20 protein-coding genes are annotated in these 14,031 nt (G+C 60.3%); 7 read left to right on the top strand and 13 right to left on the bottom strand.

Annotated features, from left to right (window positions below; translation table 11 throughout):
* Both EN955_RS11175 and EN955_RS11180 read left to right on the top strand, forming a co-directional pair.
* Positions 1-212: plasmid stabilization protein (locus EN955_RS11175; RefSeq protein ID WP_127223417.1), on the top strand; the 212-nt coding region annotated here is incomplete at its 5' end.
* 44 nt (positions 213-256) lie between these two features.
* Positions 257-700, top strand: coding sequence for a PPC domain-containing DNA-binding protein (locus EN955_RS11180; RefSeq protein ID WP_024505528.1), 444 nt, complete (start codon positions 257-259; stop codon positions 698-700).
* Positions 701-723: 23 nt separating this feature from the next.
* On the opposite strand, the gene EN955_RS11185 is transcribed toward EN955_RS11180, so the two are convergent.
* Positions 724-1,998: a DUF763 domain-containing protein gene (locus EN955_RS11185; RefSeq protein WP_024505529.1), complete on the bottom strand. Its 1,275-nt coding sequence runs from the start codon at positions 1,996-1,998 to the stop codon at positions 724-726.
* A 100-nt stretch (positions 1,999-2,098) separates the two neighbouring features.
* Positions 2,099-2,707: a cysteine hydrolase gene (locus tag EN955_RS11190; RefSeq protein WP_024505530.1), complete on the bottom strand. Its 609-nt coding sequence runs from the start codon at positions 2,705-2,707 to the stop codon at positions 2,099-2,101.
* Positions 2,708-2,908: 201 nt separating this feature from the next.
* Between EN955_RS11190 and EN955_RS11195 the strand changes: the two genes are divergently transcribed.
* Positions 2,909-3,304, top strand: a complete 396-nt coding sequence (locus EN955_RS11195) for a GFA family protein (RefSeq protein ID WP_032899744.1) — start codon at positions 2,909-2,911, stop codon at positions 3,302-3,304.
* 24 nt (positions 3,305-3,328) lie between these two features.
* Positions 3,329-3,748 (top strand): HD domain-containing protein, encoded by a 420-nt coding sequence (locus tag EN955_RS11200; protein WP_024505532.1) that lies wholly within the window; start codon positions 3,329-3,331, stop codon positions 3,746-3,748.
* A 43-nt stretch (positions 3,749-3,791) separates the two neighbouring features.
* Here EN955_RS11200 and EN955_RS11205 read toward each other — a convergent pair whose 3' ends face one another.
* The 3 genes from EN955_RS11205 to EN955_RS11220 form a co-directional block, all read right to left on the bottom strand.
* Complete coding sequence (locus EN955_RS11205; RefSeq protein WP_013531554.1) at positions 3,792-4,202, bottom strand: DUF427 domain-containing protein; 411 nt, start codon at positions 4,200-4,202, stop codon at positions 3,792-3,794.
* A 123-nt stretch (positions 4,203-4,325) separates the two neighbouring features.
* The gene (locus EN955_RS11210) at positions 4,326-5,222 is read right to left on the bottom strand and encodes an alpha/beta hydrolase (RefSeq protein ID WP_024505533.1); all 897 of its coding nucleotides are present in this window, start codon (positions 5,220-5,222) and stop codon (positions 4,326-4,328) included.
* 262 nt (positions 5,223-5,484) lie between these two features.
* Positions 5,485-5,679, bottom strand: a complete 195-nt coding sequence (locus EN955_RS11220) for a DUF2934 domain-containing protein (protein ID WP_013531551.1) — start codon at positions 5,677-5,679, stop codon at positions 5,485-5,487.
* A gap of 294 nt (positions 5,680-5,973) precedes the next feature.
* Here EN955_RS11220 and EN955_RS11225 point away from each other — a divergent pair, with 294 nt between their 5' ends.
* Positions 5,974-6,231, top strand: coding sequence for a hypothetical protein (locus EN955_RS11225; protein ID WP_013531550.1), 258 nt, complete (start codon positions 5,974-5,976; stop codon positions 6,229-6,231).
* Between the two features lie 10 nt (positions 6,232-6,241).
* On the opposite strand, the gene EN955_RS11230 is transcribed toward EN955_RS11225, so the two are convergent.
* Positions 6,242-6,478, bottom strand: coding sequence for a hypothetical protein (locus EN955_RS11230; protein ID WP_024505534.1), 237 nt, complete (start codon positions 6,476-6,478; stop codon positions 6,242-6,244).
* 91 nt (positions 6,479-6,569) lie between these two features.
* Positions 6,570-7,022, bottom strand: a complete 453-nt coding sequence (locus EN955_RS11235; protein WP_024505535.1) for a hypothetical protein — start codon at positions 7,020-7,022, stop codon at positions 6,570-6,572.
* A 193-nt stretch (positions 7,023-7,215) separates the two neighbouring features.
* Here EN955_RS11235 and EN955_RS11240 point away from each other — a divergent pair, with 193 nt between their 5' ends.
* A complete protein-coding gene (locus EN955_RS11240; RefSeq protein WP_127223418.1) occupies positions 7,216-7,962 on the top strand; it encodes a DUF1236 domain-containing protein in 747 nt (248 codons plus the stop codon).
* Positions 7,963-8,091: 129 nt separating this feature from the next.
* Here the strand turns inward: EN955_RS11240 and EN955_RS11245 are convergent, their stop codons facing one another.
* On the bottom strand, positions 8,092-8,256 hold the full coding sequence (locus EN955_RS11245; RefSeq protein WP_013531546.1) for a DUF3309 family protein: 165 nt from the start codon (positions 8,254-8,256) through the stop codon (positions 8,092-8,094).
* Between the two features lie 156 nt (positions 8,257-8,412).
* A complete protein-coding gene (locus tag EN955_RS11250; RefSeq protein ID WP_024505224.1) occupies positions 8,413-9,030 on the bottom strand; it encodes an NAD(P)H-dependent oxidoreductase in 618 nt (205 codons plus the stop codon).
* A 307-nt stretch (positions 9,031-9,337) separates the two neighbouring features.
* Between EN955_RS11250 and EN955_RS11255 the strand changes: the two genes are divergently transcribed.
* Complete coding sequence (locus tag EN955_RS11255) at positions 9,338-10,174, top strand: alpha/beta hydrolase (RefSeq protein ID WP_024505223.1); 837 nt, start codon at positions 9,338-9,340, stop codon at positions 10,172-10,174.
* Positions 10,175-10,200: 26 nt separating this feature from the next.
* On the opposite strand, the gene EN955_RS11260 is transcribed toward EN955_RS11255, so the two are convergent.
* The 4 genes from EN955_RS11260 to EN955_RS11275 form a co-directional block, all read right to left on the bottom strand.
* Positions 10,201-11,541: a sorbosone dehydrogenase family protein gene (locus tag EN955_RS11260; protein WP_024505222.1), complete on the bottom strand. Its 1,341-nt coding sequence runs from the start codon at positions 11,539-11,541 to the stop codon at positions 10,201-10,203.
* On the bottom strand, positions 11,538-11,978 hold the full coding sequence (locus EN955_RS11265) for a DUF2231 domain-containing protein (protein ID WP_050580528.1): 441 nt from the start codon (positions 11,976-11,978) through the stop codon (positions 11,538-11,540). The genes EN955_RS11260 and EN955_RS11265 overlap by 4 nt, the downstream gene beginning before the upstream one ends.
* 132 nt (positions 11,979-12,110) lie before the next feature.
* Positions 12,111-12,728 (bottom strand): alpha-ketoglutarate-dependent dioxygenase AlkB, encoded by a 618-nt coding sequence (locus EN955_RS11270; protein ID WP_024505220.1) that lies wholly within the window; start codon positions 12,726-12,728, stop codon positions 12,111-12,113.
* A 390-nt stretch (positions 12,729-13,118) separates the two neighbouring features.
* Positions 13,119-13,868 carry a Crp/Fnr family transcriptional regulator gene (locus EN955_RS11275; protein WP_013531540.1) on the bottom strand — a complete coding sequence of 250 codons (750 nt, stop codon included), beginning with the start codon at positions 13,866-13,868 and terminating at the stop codon, positions 13,119-13,121.
* Positions 13,869-14,031: the final 163 nt, after the last annotated feature.

The raw sequence follows: 14,031 nt of genomic DNA on the forward strand, positions 1-14,031 counted from the left end.
GGCGCGCATGGGCAACCGTCAACAAGGACGATGGCGGCGGCAAGAAGGAAGGCGGTTCGGGCCGCGGCAAACACACGGGCCATCCGGCGGCGCACAAAGGCGGCAAAAGCGGCGGCAAGGCATCGGCATCACGATCTGCCGCAAGCCGATCGGAATCGGCAAAGAAAGCTGCAGCGACCCGCAAGCGCAATGCGGAACACCGTGCCCACTGATCTGACGGCGGCGCTCAATGGGGCCGAACGATGGAAGGACAGGGATGAAATCGCAGCTCGTCAATGAGATCGGCGGACAAAGGACATTTGTCCTGGTGCTCGACCCGCGCGAAGAAGCGTTCGCGGCACTGACCGCCTTCGCGGTCGACCAGAAGATCGGCAGCGCGTCCCTGACCGCCATAGGGGCTTTCGAAAAAGCCACCGTGGGCTGGTTTGATCCGGACGCGAAGACCTACCGCAAAATCCCTATCGACGAACAGTGCGAGGTTCTGAGCGCGATCGGCGATGTCGCACTGGGTGATGACGATAAGCCCAGCCTGCACGTCCATGCGGTGCTGGGATTGAGCGATGGCACCACCCGGGGTGGACATCTGCTTGACGGCATCGTTCGACCAACGCTCGAAATCACCCTGGTGGAAGCGCCCGGCCATCTGCGCCGCAGCAAGCGCCCGGATCTCGGTGTCGCGCTCATCGATCTGGACGATTGATCTCCAGCCGCTCTGGCTCGTTCTCAGGCCTTCTTGCTCCGCTCAGCAGGTGCTGTGTCCGGCGCCGCTTCCCACCCGAACACGCTGCGCCCGCCAAGCAGATGCGACTGGTCGAATTCTCCCGCGACAATTTCCTTCAGGCTGGGGCCGGTTGCGTATCGTTCGACTTGCCGCGACTGATCGTCGAGCCGCCTCAAGGCACCGATTTCCTCATCGCGACCGAGCTTTGCCTTTTGCACGGCCGACTTCAGAACCCCGATCGTCTCATCATAGACCTTCAGCGGCACTGGAAATGGATGCCTGTCCTTGCCGCCATGCGCCAGCGAGAAGCGGCCGGGATCGGAAAAGCGGCAAGGCGCGCCATGCACCACCTCGGCAACGAGGGCCAGCGCGCGCACCGTGCGCGCGCCGACGCCGGGGACCAGAAGGAGCTCGGCGAAATCGGTGGGACCGCGGTCCGCGGCGGCGGCGATATTGCCGTGAAGACGATGCATGACGACATCGCTTTCGCGAACGTCATGATGGGCCGGCATGACCAAATGCGGCAGCAGCGGCTGCTCCGGTTCCTGCCGGCGCCTCGGCTCCGCGCAACGCTCCAATGCCGCAAGCTCGCCCAGGATGCGATCGGGTCCGAGCTCCTGCAAAAGGTTCAGTTGCCCTTGGCGCGACGCGTCGGCGCGCCTGTCGGTCAGGTTGACGATCTCGCCTTGATTGATGCCCTCGATGGCGGCATGCGGCTGGTCGACAAAACTCTTGAGCCCCTCGGAGAGCCAATGGTAGCGGCGCGCCACCTTGCTGTCACCGTTCATGCCTTGCTGCACCACGACCCAGCGACCGTCATCGGTGACGATGAAACCATGCAGGTAAAGATCGAAACCGTCCTGGACTGCGGCGCTGTCGACCTTGGCGACAAGGCGGCTGACGGTGGCCAGGCCCGCTCCATCAAAGCCGACGCGTTGGCCGATGGCTTCGAGTTCATGCGGGGTTTTTCGCGAATGCGCGCCGCGACCACCGCAGACATGAATGCCGAGCTCGCCGGAAAGCGGCGTGAGGCCACGCTTCAAAGCGCCCACGACGCTGGTCGTGATCCCCGACGAATGCCAATCCATGCCCATGACAGCACCAAAGGACTGGAACCAGAACGGATGCGCCAGCCGTCGCAGCAGTTCGTCTCGACCATAGTGATGAATGATCGCTTCGCACGTCACGGCGCCAAGACGCGTCATGCGGTCGCCGAGCCATTTTGGCACGCGCCCGCCATGGAGTGGAAGATCAGCACTTCCCGATCGTTGCGTCACGTCTGCTATCCGTTCTGGTGTCCGTTATTCTCTTAACAGATAGGCAGCCAAACCGCGCAAGGAAGCATGGACACTTTCCGCCGAGCCGAGTTAGCGAACGTCAAGTCCAGTTCGAGAGAACCGTTTCCATCTCAACCGTCTCGACCTGCTGCGCGAAACGTTGGTGGTAAACGGTCAGCAGTGCGTCGTGGGTTGCATCGGAAGAACTGCATAGCGCGTCCGTCACGAGAACCACGCGATAGCCGAAATCGATGGCTCCGAGCACCGTGGCCAGAACGCAAACATCCGTTTCGCCACCGGTGATGACGAGCGTATCGATGCCGCGCTCCACCAGGAAGGCTCTGAGGCGCCCTTCGAACCAGGGCGAGTAGATGTGCTTGTCGATGATCGCCGCTGGCGGGCAGTAGCCGGCTAAAGACGGCAACAGTTCGGTCATTTCAGGCCCGATCGTCTCGATCGTCTGTGAAGCCCAGCGCTCATAATAGCGCTTCCATGTGCCGACGCCCTGCCCCGGCTTCTTGGCTGGCATGAAGCGTGTAAAGACCGTCTGCGGCGCGCGTCTTTCGACCAGCGTCTCGATCTGCGGGAGAACCCGGGTGATCCAGGGTGTTGCCCATTGAGACGGCTCGGCAAACAGCCGCTGCATATCCACGCAGACATGCATGCATCGATCGCCCAAGGGACCGTATGCCAGCCCCGGCATCGACATCAGTGCGTCTCCGACCGGCCAAGCATTCCCTGACTCCTCATTTTGCCAGCAAAGACACGCAACGCCGCGCGCAAGCACTGGTTCCTGAGATAGCCAACAGGAACCGACGCAAATGACCGGCGTTTTCGCTGTGATGAATGGAGGTGCTCGCATGAGACCGCGCGAGAGGCGTTGGAGCCGCAAGTCAACCGGGGCGCCAAAATGGAACTGAGCGGAGGATGTCTCTGCGGCACGATCCGCTTCCGCGTTGGAAGCGAACCGAGAGTGCATTACTGCCATTGTGATATGTGCCGGCGAGCGACCGGCAGTGCGTTCGCGGTTCTGGCCTGGGTACCTTCCCAAAGCGTGACCTGGGTCGATGCGACGCCGACCTATCGCAGGTCTTCGCCGATTGCCTGCAGGGGGTTTTGCTCCGCCTGCGGATCGCCGCTCAGCCTCGCCTATGACGCATCGCCGGGAGAGATCGCGCTTCATGTCGGAACGTTCGACGATCCGGCTCGCCTGGAGCCGCGCTACAATTATGGATCGAGGCAGCGACTTGGCTGGGTTTGCTGCGGAATGGACCTGCCGCACCACGACACCGAGGAGCGATGGTGAAACCATGTCTGAAGGGGAAGCCTGATGAGCATGTTTTACCGGGCGGCCAAGATTGCCGAAGAGGTCCACCAGGCACAGCGCGACAAGACCGGGCGACCTTATATCGAGCACTGTCGCCGTGTCGTTGACGCGGTCGAAACCAAGGATCAGAAGGTCGTCGCCTATCTCCATGACGTCCTGGAAAAGGGCGAAGGCTGGGACCGGACCAGGTTGGAAGAGGCCGGTTTTGGCCCGACGATCACGTCGGCCGTCGACGCCATGTCGCGCAGGGACGGCGAGGATTACTTCGCGTTCGTGCGACGAGCGGCATCGAATCCATTGGCGCTGCCGGTGAAGCGCGCGGATCTGGCGGACAATATCTGGCAGGCACGACAGGCTGGGGCATCAACCGTCAGATACGAGGAGGCACTACGCATCCTTGATGAAGAGTTTCCACGCGGTTAGCAGCTGCCTTGAATTTCAGCTCGCGCCGATGAGAACGGGCAATCTACTCCGTGACGTGGGGCGTATGCCTTCTGTCCTCCGCGGGCTCGACATCGATGCGCGCCTTTTCCGGATCGAATGCACCATGACGTGCAATGGCCCGCGCCGCGGTTTCAGGCGTCTCGTACGCCCACATGAAATCGTCAGCCGAGCTGCCCACGGCATGGACGCGCCAGTAGCTCGCGGTACCTTTCAAAGGGGAGCGGCTGGTGGTGTTCGTTTTTTCGAAAAGGTCAAAATAGATGTCTTCGAAAGGGATATAGAACACGGGCTCATGTCCTTCTTCCTGAAGCACTTTCGCCCGTTCCGTGGCAGCGACTATGGCGTCGGAAAATCGTACCGTCACCGTGCCCGCAAACGGTTCTATGGCCAACTGGCCAGCATGGTGTCTTGAGATTGCGCCTGAAGCTTGCATCCAAATTCTCCCTGGCTGCCGATTGATTGCGAGACCGCATTTCGGCTCGTCATGCATGGAGACGAAATGCGCGGCGATGCGTCAGGTTCCGGTCTTTACTATGGGGTCGATGGCGCCCCTCCTTCAGCGCGTGCCATGGCTATCGAGAAACGCAGCCAACATTCGCGAAACCTGATCAGAAGCCTCACGCGTCGGGAAGTGTCCGATGCCATCCAGCACCACCCGCCTGTAGAACGCGGTGAAATGCCCTTCGAGCCCCTCTGAAGACTGGGCAAACACAACGCGGTCGTCACCACCGTGAAGCGTCAAGATCGGCACCGTGATGATCTTGACCGTTGCTTGCCGGCGGGCGAGTTCGGCATAACGCGGATCGGGCTCGGCCTCTTCCCACCGGGCCCGATAGGAATGCAACGTCACATCCGCCCAGTCAGGATTTTCGAACGAGCTCGCAACGCCATCGAAAATGGCGTCGTCGAACCAGCCTGATGGACCCCAGCTGTCCCACTGATACCTGGCGAATTCCTTGCCGTTCTTTCGTACGAACTCGGCGCCCCGTGCGGTCGCCATGAACCATTGATACCAAAATGCTTTCGCCTGTTCGGGCGTCGGCGTTGCTGGTTTGCCTGGTTGCCAGCCGAGGGACAGCGCAGCGCAGCACTTGATGCGGTCCGGAAAAACCGACGCGAGCAGATAGGATATCCGAGCGCCCCAATCATGTCCGACAACTGCAAAGCGGCTGATGCCAAGCGCATCTGCAAAATCCAGCACATCCTGCGCCATCGCGGCAATCTCGCCCGAGCGCATGGTTTCTTTCGACAGGAACGATGTCGGCCCAAAGCCTCGCAACCAAGGGGAAAACGTCCGGAAGCCAGCTTCATGAAGGACCGGCGAAATACGAGCGTATGTCGTCGCGTCGTCGGGCCAGCCATGCAGCAGGACAACCGGGGCGCCGTCCTGCGGTCCACCATCGAGATAGGCGACGCGCAGCAGAGGTGTGTCGCAATGTGAGACGGAGTTCATTTGCTCTGAGGCCCCGTAGCTGGCTGGTCGCCGCCAGTCGTGGGGCCTGGTCTGGCGGCCTGATCAACCTGTGGGTTCTTGTTGCTGGTGGCTTTCATCGGCTCGGTGTTGTTGTCGCAGGCGCCGAGCGCAAGGGCAGCGGCCAAGACCAGGAATGAAAAGAACCTCTTCATCGAAACCTCCTCTGGTTGATGCCCGGCAAACGAGGTTCCGCCAATTTGGTTGCCCGACCGGGGTCCTCAAGACGCCATGGGATTGCCGATCAACGCTTCGAGCTATTGGAATCGGCCGCAACTGTCGGGTCAGGCAGAACCGGGCCACGTTCAGTCTCCGAACCCTCAGCTTCGATCTCCTGCACGGCCCGATCCCAGTGCTCCTGCTCGCGGCCTACCGGCCGGCCCTCTTGTTCCCAGATTTCATAGGCCCGTCGTTTGATCTTTTCTTCCCTGCTGTCCATGGCTAGATCCTCCAATTCGTCAGTCTCAATTCCGGGCCATATTTTTTGTTCCTCCTCTGTCGGCAACAGCCGCTGCCGGATTTCGGGAAGGCCCTTGTGGATTGCATGGGATGACCGGCTTGGTAAATTTCGTACCGATATTTTTTCGTGACACACCTATGCTCGCAGTTTTATGAATCAGGATATCGGCCAGCGCCGAGCACGTCCCTCTCCGATCCCACTGCCCGGCGCTCAAAGCCGGATCGCCCGTCGCATCGACATGGCGGGCTGTTGCTTCGATTGGAGGTGACGCTCATGCGGGAATTGCCGAAAGACATCGACGCCGATGTGGTCATCGAAATCAGCAAGCTGCTGGACGACAGCCCGCTTTTCGTCCCGGTGCGGGTTCATGAACTTGCGGCCAGGGTGAGGCAGAGGGTGAAGACCGGCCTGCCAGACCTTTCGATTGAAGAACTGATCGTGGAGATGGCCTCCGTACGTCAGCTGGCCATGGCCTTTGATCTGCCTGGATCGGAGAATGTCGTGCAAATCCCGGTGCGGTATCGCCGCTAGCACTGCGACGTCAAACGCTCCATCCGGAGGTCAGAACAAGCGACGCCTCAAACATCTGCCCACCGATCTCATCGCGTACCTTGACGGTTATCTTGACGAAATCGCAGTCGGGCATTTCGTCTTGGGCGACATCCTGCAAAATACGAATTGCTTCCGCTCTGGCTTGTTCCCGGGATTCGAACAGCTGCCCGTCATCGTCGGGTACCGCGCCGTCACCGTTTTGAAGATCAAAGTAGTACCGTTTCATTTTTCCTGCCGCGCTGGAACATCTGGCGTTTCAATGATTCCGCTTCATGGCGGTTCCTGCCCGCTGGCCGTGCTGGTGACGACGTGGTCGTTCAACGCACCGCAGGGCGAAGCGCCGATATGAAAAGCACCAGCAACGCCAAGGCGTTGAGGCCTGCGGCGATGGCATGCGAATACTCCCATTGGCGCCGCAGCAGCTCCCAGTTTTCAGGGAGGACAGTCCAGTTCCGGGTCGCCTGATTGATTGGATAGGTCAGCGTCCAGAAGGCAAACTGCGTGGCGCCGATGCTTAGAAAGGCGACAACAACCAAGCCGAAAGATGCACTCGCTCGGTAGAGCAGGATCGCCAGGGCGGCCGTGGAGAGCAATGCTCCCAGCACCACGATGCCGAACAGGTTCCATCCATCATAGGCGCGCTGCGCAGCCAGATAGTTTGGCCCGTCGAGCTTCATCTTGTTGAACATGGCGAAGAAATGCGCGGCGGCCGGAACGAAAGCCAGTGCAACGAAAATGAAGCTGACCACTCTCAGACTATAGATTGCCATGTCGGTCTCCTCTCAGGAGACAGCTAGGGCAATCGCCAAGGTTGAAAAGGTCGCTTTAACGGCGGCTTCCGCCCGCGATCGTATGATCTCAAGCGGGGTCGTTTTTTAGCACTCACGCATCTATCTCGGAACATTTTTTTTGGGTGCTGGTTCTACCCAGTGAAGGGACGAACCTTACCCAGGGAGATTTCCCATGAAACGTGTTCTCATTACCAGCATGCTGGCCATCGGGCTCGGCTGTGGAACGGCGGTGGCTCAGACACAACAGACCGAAAGCCAATCTGGCGCAGACGCCAACTGCGCTTCCGGGCAGGCTGACTGCCAGAACGGCTCCAAGATGGGCGAGCAGGCCCAGGGCAAAGCCAAGCTGAAGACCGACGAGCAGGCTCAGGGCAAGGCCGGCACCACCACCGACCAGCAGGCCCAGGGCAAGGCCAAGCTGAAGACCGATGAGCAGGCTCAGGGCAAGGCCAGCACCACCGACCAGCAGGCCCAGGGCAAAGCCAAGCTGAAGACTGACGAGCAGGCTCAGGGCAAGGCCGGCACCACCACCGACCAGCAGGCCCAGGGCAAGACCAAGATGAAGACCGACGAGCAGGCTCAGGGCAAGGCCGGCACCACCACCGACCAGCAGGCCCAGGGCAAGGCCTCGACACAGGATACGACGTCGACCGGTTCCATCAACAACGTGACGGTGGAGCAGAAAACCCAAGTCACTCAGATTATCCGGGAGACGAAGGTCGAGCCTGTGTCCAATGTCAATTTTGACATCAGCGTCGGCGTCGAAGTTCCGCGGCACAAGGTCAGGCTGCATCGGCTGCCGGCTCGTATCGTCAAGATCGTTCCCGCTTACGAAAGCTACGAGTATTTCGTGCTTGCGGACGGTCGGATCGTCATCGTTGATCCGGATACGTTCAAGATCGTGCTGATTTTGACCTGATATGTCCGACGAGTGGTCCGCCCTCCAGAGGGCGGACCGTCATTGCCGGACTGCTATGGATTCAAAGCAACTCCGGAGAGAACCGCAAGCGGCAGGTGATACAATCCTGCCACCGCATGGCGGACTCGGCTAGAGACGGCCGAGCACAACCAGGATTATGACTATAAGCAGCAGAAGACCGAGGCCGCCGCCCCCGTAATAGCCGGTGCCGTAGAATGGCCCGCCGCCAAGTCCACTAAAGCCGCCAAGCAATGCGATAATCAGAATGATGATAAGAATTGTGCCGAGACCCATGACTTGCTCTCCTGTTTGCGGCTTCGCGCCGTGTAGACGGAGCGGCGGTCGCCGGCTGATGAGAATATGAACTCGCTACAAGCCTTCCTGTTCCCGATTGAGACCTCATCGACGCTGCAAGGTCTGGCCGCTCAAAGTTGTTTAGGCGAACAAAGGTCATCCCGAGACGCCCGAGTAGCCCCGGTCTTTCAGCAATCCAGCGAGATGGGCGGCGTTTGAGGCTGCCATTTCGATCGCACCCGAGACTTTTTCCGGAGTTGCCGGCAGGTCGACATAGTTGACGTCCTCCATCGCCTCGCCAACCCAGTAGACCCCGCCATTGGCCGGGATGGTGAAGCCGACATCGTTCAATGCCTGAAAGCATTCCGCGTGGCAGTGATGCGCACCGTCCTCATTACCGACGATGGCCACCAGGGCCACCTTTCCTGCTGCCGGCATTCGCCCTCTGTCATCCGTCTCCTCGAGAAAGGCATCCATCCGCTCCAGGACGCGCTTGGCCACACTCGAGGGCTGGCCAAGCCAGATCGGAAGCCCGAGCACGAAGATGTCGGCCGCCAGTATCTTCTTTCTGAGTTTCGGCCAATCGTCGCCCTCGCCCATGTCGGAGAGCACGCCGGGCTTGATATCGTGGCTGAGCGCACGCACGATCTCGCCCTTCACATCGTATTGCATCAACGCGGCCAGGACATCGGCGAGCAACCGATCGGTGGAGGATTTTTCCCTGTCGTTCGAAGCTTTGAGCGAGCAATTGAGTGCGAAGGCCGTAAGCGGCATGTGAATCTCCCTGCATTGTCCTAATTGCAAACCGCCGCGACGACTTCGCGACTGCCCATTCGCCCGTTGCGGGATCGCCCGGCATTCTAACGCCAGGGTTAAATGCTTGTTCCGCAGGCGGACCAACAGGGCCGGTGGATGGCCCCCTCCTCCTACTTGGTGACGGTCGAGCCGGCTCAGAAAGCGGGCTGGTCCTTGAGCACAGACGTTGGAGAACGGACAGCGGCGAGCGACGCAGACTGAACTGGTGCGGCAACCTATTCGTTCGCTCTTCGTTTTCTTCTGAGTTCCCGAAAATGGATAGACGATGCTCGTCCAGACCCTCGAAGCAGGCGATATGCAGCTGGCGGTATCCACGGCCGGCGATCCGCGCCGACCGGCCTTGATCCTTCTGCACGGCTGGCCCCATTCCCGGAAAATCTATGATGGTGTGCTCGATGAACTCGGCACGCGATACTTTACGCTGGCTTTCGATCTTCCGGAGATCGGTGAATCGCGTGGCACTCCGCCGTCGGCGGAAAAGAAGGTTCTTGCCGATATTGTGATTTCAGCCGCCGAGGCGCTTGGGGCCAAATCCATCGTCGTTGCAGGCTTCGATGTGGGCGGCATGATTGCCTTCGCTGCTGCTCGCCATCATGGCGGTCGCATCGTCGGCGCGGTGCCGATGAATACGGTTATCCCCGGCCTTCATCCATGGACGAAGGTAGTCGCAAACCCGAGCATCTGGCACTTTGCGTTTCATGCGGTGCCTGAGTTGCCGGAGTTGCTGGTGACGGGCCATCAACGCGCCTACTTCGATTTTTTCTTCGATCTGCTCGCCGGCCGTCCCGAAGCATTGACCAATGAAATGCGGGAGACGTTGACGCAGGCCTATGCGAGGCCGGAGGCACTTAAGGCCGGCTTTGATTGGTATCGCGCGTTCAAGCAGGATGCCGAGGCCAATGCCCCGGCGCGCATCGAAGTTCCGATCCTTTATATCCGCGGCGACGCGGATTTTGGATCGATCGACGATTACCTCGAAGGTCTAAGGATGTCTGGCGCAAAGAACCTGCAAGGTCACATGATCGCCAACTGCGGCGAATTCCTGCCGATCGAGGCACCGGCAGAATTCGTCAAGGCGCTGGTGGAATTCGCACCGAGATAGTGAAGCGATCAGCGTTATGCAGGTGCCTACTGGCTCGTGGAAGTTACGCGCCAGACCGTGTTCCCGACATCGTCGGCGATCAGCAGCGCGCCGGATTTGTCGACGGCAACGCCGACGGGCCGCCCGTGCGCCTTGTTGTCCTTGCCGAGGAAACCGGTGACGACGTCCTGCGGCTTGCCATCTGGATGACCGTCTTTGAACGGCACGAAAACGACCTTGTAGCCGTTGAAGCTCTTGCGGTTCCAGCTACCATGCTCGCCAACAAAGGCGCCGTTGCGATAGAGCTCCGGCAGATTGGTTCCAGTGTAGAACGTCAAGCCCAGAGGTGCGACGTGGGAACTCAAGGCATAGTCGGGAGGGATCGCCTTGGCGACGAGGTCCGGCCGCTGCGGCATCACGCGCGGGTCGACATGCTGACCATAGTAGCTGTACGGCCAACCATAGAACGCGCCGTCCTTGACCGAGGTCATGTAGTCGGGAACCAGGTTAGGACCGAGCTCGTCGCGCTCGTTGATCACAGCCCACAGCGCGCCGCTCTGCGGCTCCCAACTCAGCCCGTTGGGATTGCGCAGGCCGCTCGCGAAAATACGATAGCGGCCAGTGGCCCTGTCGACTTCCCAGATGGCGGCCCGGTCCTTTTCCGCCTGGATGCCGTTCTCGGTGATGTTGCTGTTGGATCCGATGCCGACATACAGCCGAGACCCGTCGGGGCTGGCCACGAGAGACTTTGTCCAGTGGTGATCGATAGGTCCGCCGGGCAATGGCGTCAGCACGGCGCCCGGCGCGGTGATCTTGGTGTCGCCCGACGTGTAGGGATAACGCACGATGGCGTCGGTGTTGGCGACGTAGAGATCGTTGCCGACCAGGGCCACGCCAAAGGGCGAATTGAGATGATCGAGGAAGACCTCCTGGACATCGGGCAGACCATCGCCGTTCGTATCCCGCAGCAGGGTGATACGGTTGCTTCCTTCGGTGCCGCCGCCCGAGGTCGCCATCGACTCGATCCAGCCCATGATCAGGTCTTTCGGCCGCTTGATCGCGGCACCGGGCGGCGCCACGGATTCGACCACCAGGACGTCACCATTCGGCAATGTGTAAAGCGAGCGCGGATGCCTCAAGCCCTTGGCAAAGGCCTGGATTTGCAAACCCTTGGCGACGGTCGGCTCCTCGTCTTGTTTCCAACCGACGACCGACGCGACATGCATGGGCGGCACCAGATACTGAATAGGTTCAGGCAGCGTCGGGTTTGCTCCGACCTGATCGGTGGGATCCGGTTCGTTATCGCTGCATGCGGGCAGCGCCAAAATCGATCCGAACAGCAGACCGAGGCTCGCGATACGCCGGATATGTCTGGCGGAGACATTCATTCGACCACCTCCACTTGAGTGTGGCCGGAACTCCATCCCAGCAGTCCCAGCAAGAGGATAACGATCACGGCGACGGCGGACAGGATGAGCCCCGTCGGCACGACCGAGGTCCAGGCATCACGGCTGTGCACCAGTGCGTTGAAGAGCGATATGACGAGCACGACGAGGCTGCCAAGGAGATATGGCCATGCAGGCCCGGCTTGACGGGCAAGTCGGCCGGTAGACAAATCGACAAGTGCTGCAAGGACCGCGAGCACGCCTACAACCAGGCCGGCAAGGAGCAGCCAGGCGGAAAAATCTGCCCACATCATTTCAGCGCTTCGCCAATAGGCAACGTCGGTCAGCAATGTGCCGACGAAACATGCGTTTGCGACCGCCATCGGCGTTTTATGGAACGGACGCCTGGCTGCCACCAACACGGATCGGGCACGGGCCATGGACATTCTCCACCTTTGAAGCTGTACCTGTCCTCCAAACCAACTTGTGGTTGGGAGGTTCCCGGAACCGTTTTGCGTTCAAGAACTCGTGATGGCGCTGGCAATGGCACAGAACGGCTCGGCGCGCGATGCTCATGCGGAGTTGACGCGCAATGTCCTCAAGGTGATCGAGTAGCGGTGCAGGTCAACCGCCGGAATGCTGTGCTCCCATTCCATGCGCGATGGTCCGGTCATGAGATACGCCGACCTTGGTTCGACGACGATGGTCCGGCGGTCCCATTTGGTGCCATTCTTCCGCCGGAGCCGGAAGCTGCAAGGCGCCAGCAACGAAACACCCGCAACGTCTTCGAAATGAGGCTTGTCTCGATGCCAGCCGATGCCGGCGCCGGGCCGGTATTCGTTGATCAACACTTGCGCGAAGGCGTTGGCGGGCCGGCCTGCCAACGCTGCGATCTTGTCGCGCAGGGACAGCAGGAAGTCAGGGATCGGCGGCGCCTCGACGACCTGGCGTCTGTCGTAGTCGTAACGCAGGCCAAAACCGACGACGCGCCGGTTTGCCAGATGGCCATGGAAATCGAACGCCTCGAACGGCAGGCCTTCCAGATGCCGGGCGAGTTCCGTTTCTTCTTGCGCCGTGATCAACTCGGGCTGATAGAAGAAACCTTCCGGCAGGTCGTCAGCAGCACCAAAGAGATCGTGCTGAAGCCCGGATGAGCCGGAGTCGAGTGTTTTCGATTTGGGTGTCGCCATCCCAGCTAAGATGGTGAAGGCCAGCCCGCCTGGCAATATCGGAACCTGGCCAGCCAATCTGCACCCACCCTGCGGACGTCACCCCAACGACGGACAGGGCCTGCCAATCCGGACTTTATCGAGGGACTGTATTCAACTCAGGATTTCGCGAGCATGCCTTGAACGCGACCGAGGGAGTTGCGTGCATGTACGTACGGTTCTTACCAAACCGTGAGCCTTCGTTGCCAGTTGCCTGTCGGCAACTAGATTGGCAACGCGGCATCCCCAAAACATGCCGCAGTGGCCGGCGCGGGTTTAGGCAACGGTGTCTCACCGGCATCATCGCGCCGGCCACTCGAAATGTCCTGTTGTCGGCTCAGTGGCGGAGAAGCCTCCGTTGGCCCGGCGCGCTCAAACGAGAGGCCGCTCCTGCCTCGCGGGATGCTTCGAGCCCAAATCTCCGACCAGCCGGCGGTACTGGGTTTCGGGTGGACCGTAAGAATCTCGCGCCAACGTCATGAGACCGTCTCGATCGCGGATCGTAATCTCTCCGCGGCGCGCTCGGATATAACCATAACTTTCGATCATCTGGAGGCCGACGGTAACCCCCGGACGCCTCACACCAAGCATGATGGACAGAAATTCATGGGTTATCATAAGCCTGTCGCCGACAGTGCGGTCGCTGCACATCAAAAGCCATCTCGCCAGTCGAACTTCCAGGCTCTGCCGCGCGTTGATCGATGCCGTATAGCTTGTCTGAACATGGAAATATTGGACATAGCGCAACAGGAACGACCGCAATGTAGGGCTGTCCTCCAGGGCTTCGACGAAGGGGGCAGCCTCTATCCGGAGAGCCTCGCATGTCGACTGGACGTAACAATCAAAGTTGGCCTGGTCGTCCCCCATGACCAGGGCCGAACCGGTCATTCCTTCGAACCCGATGATTCCGACTTCGGCTTCGGTCGCAGGCGAAGTCCTCGCCACTACCGAGGCCAGCCCGCTTTCCAGAAAATAGACGGCTTCGATCTTCTGCCCCGCGGTCTCCAGCGGCGCGCGCAACTCAAGAAAAACACTCGCCAGATGCGGACGTAGCCGCGCGAAATCGTCCGCGCTCATCCGGCGAAGCAATTCGCTCTTGGCTTGCAGTGTCTGGTAATCCACGAGACTCTTTTCCCTTGGGCAAGAGCACTGGGATCTCTTAGCCGGCCGCGCCCGTCGAACGAGCGGACGGTAACGAACCATAGACTTCGTCTCGCGCAGCACTAGACGGGCGGGCGCGTTGGTATGAAACCGACAGTTACTGCTGAAGACTCGAAGGCCTTGT

Source organism: Mesorhizobium sp. M7A.F.Ca.CA.001.04.2.1 (assembly GCF_003998485.1).
GTDB classification, from domain to species: domain Bacteria; phylum Pseudomonadota; class Alphaproteobacteria; order Rhizobiales; family Rhizobiaceae; genus Mesorhizobium; species Mesorhizobium ciceri.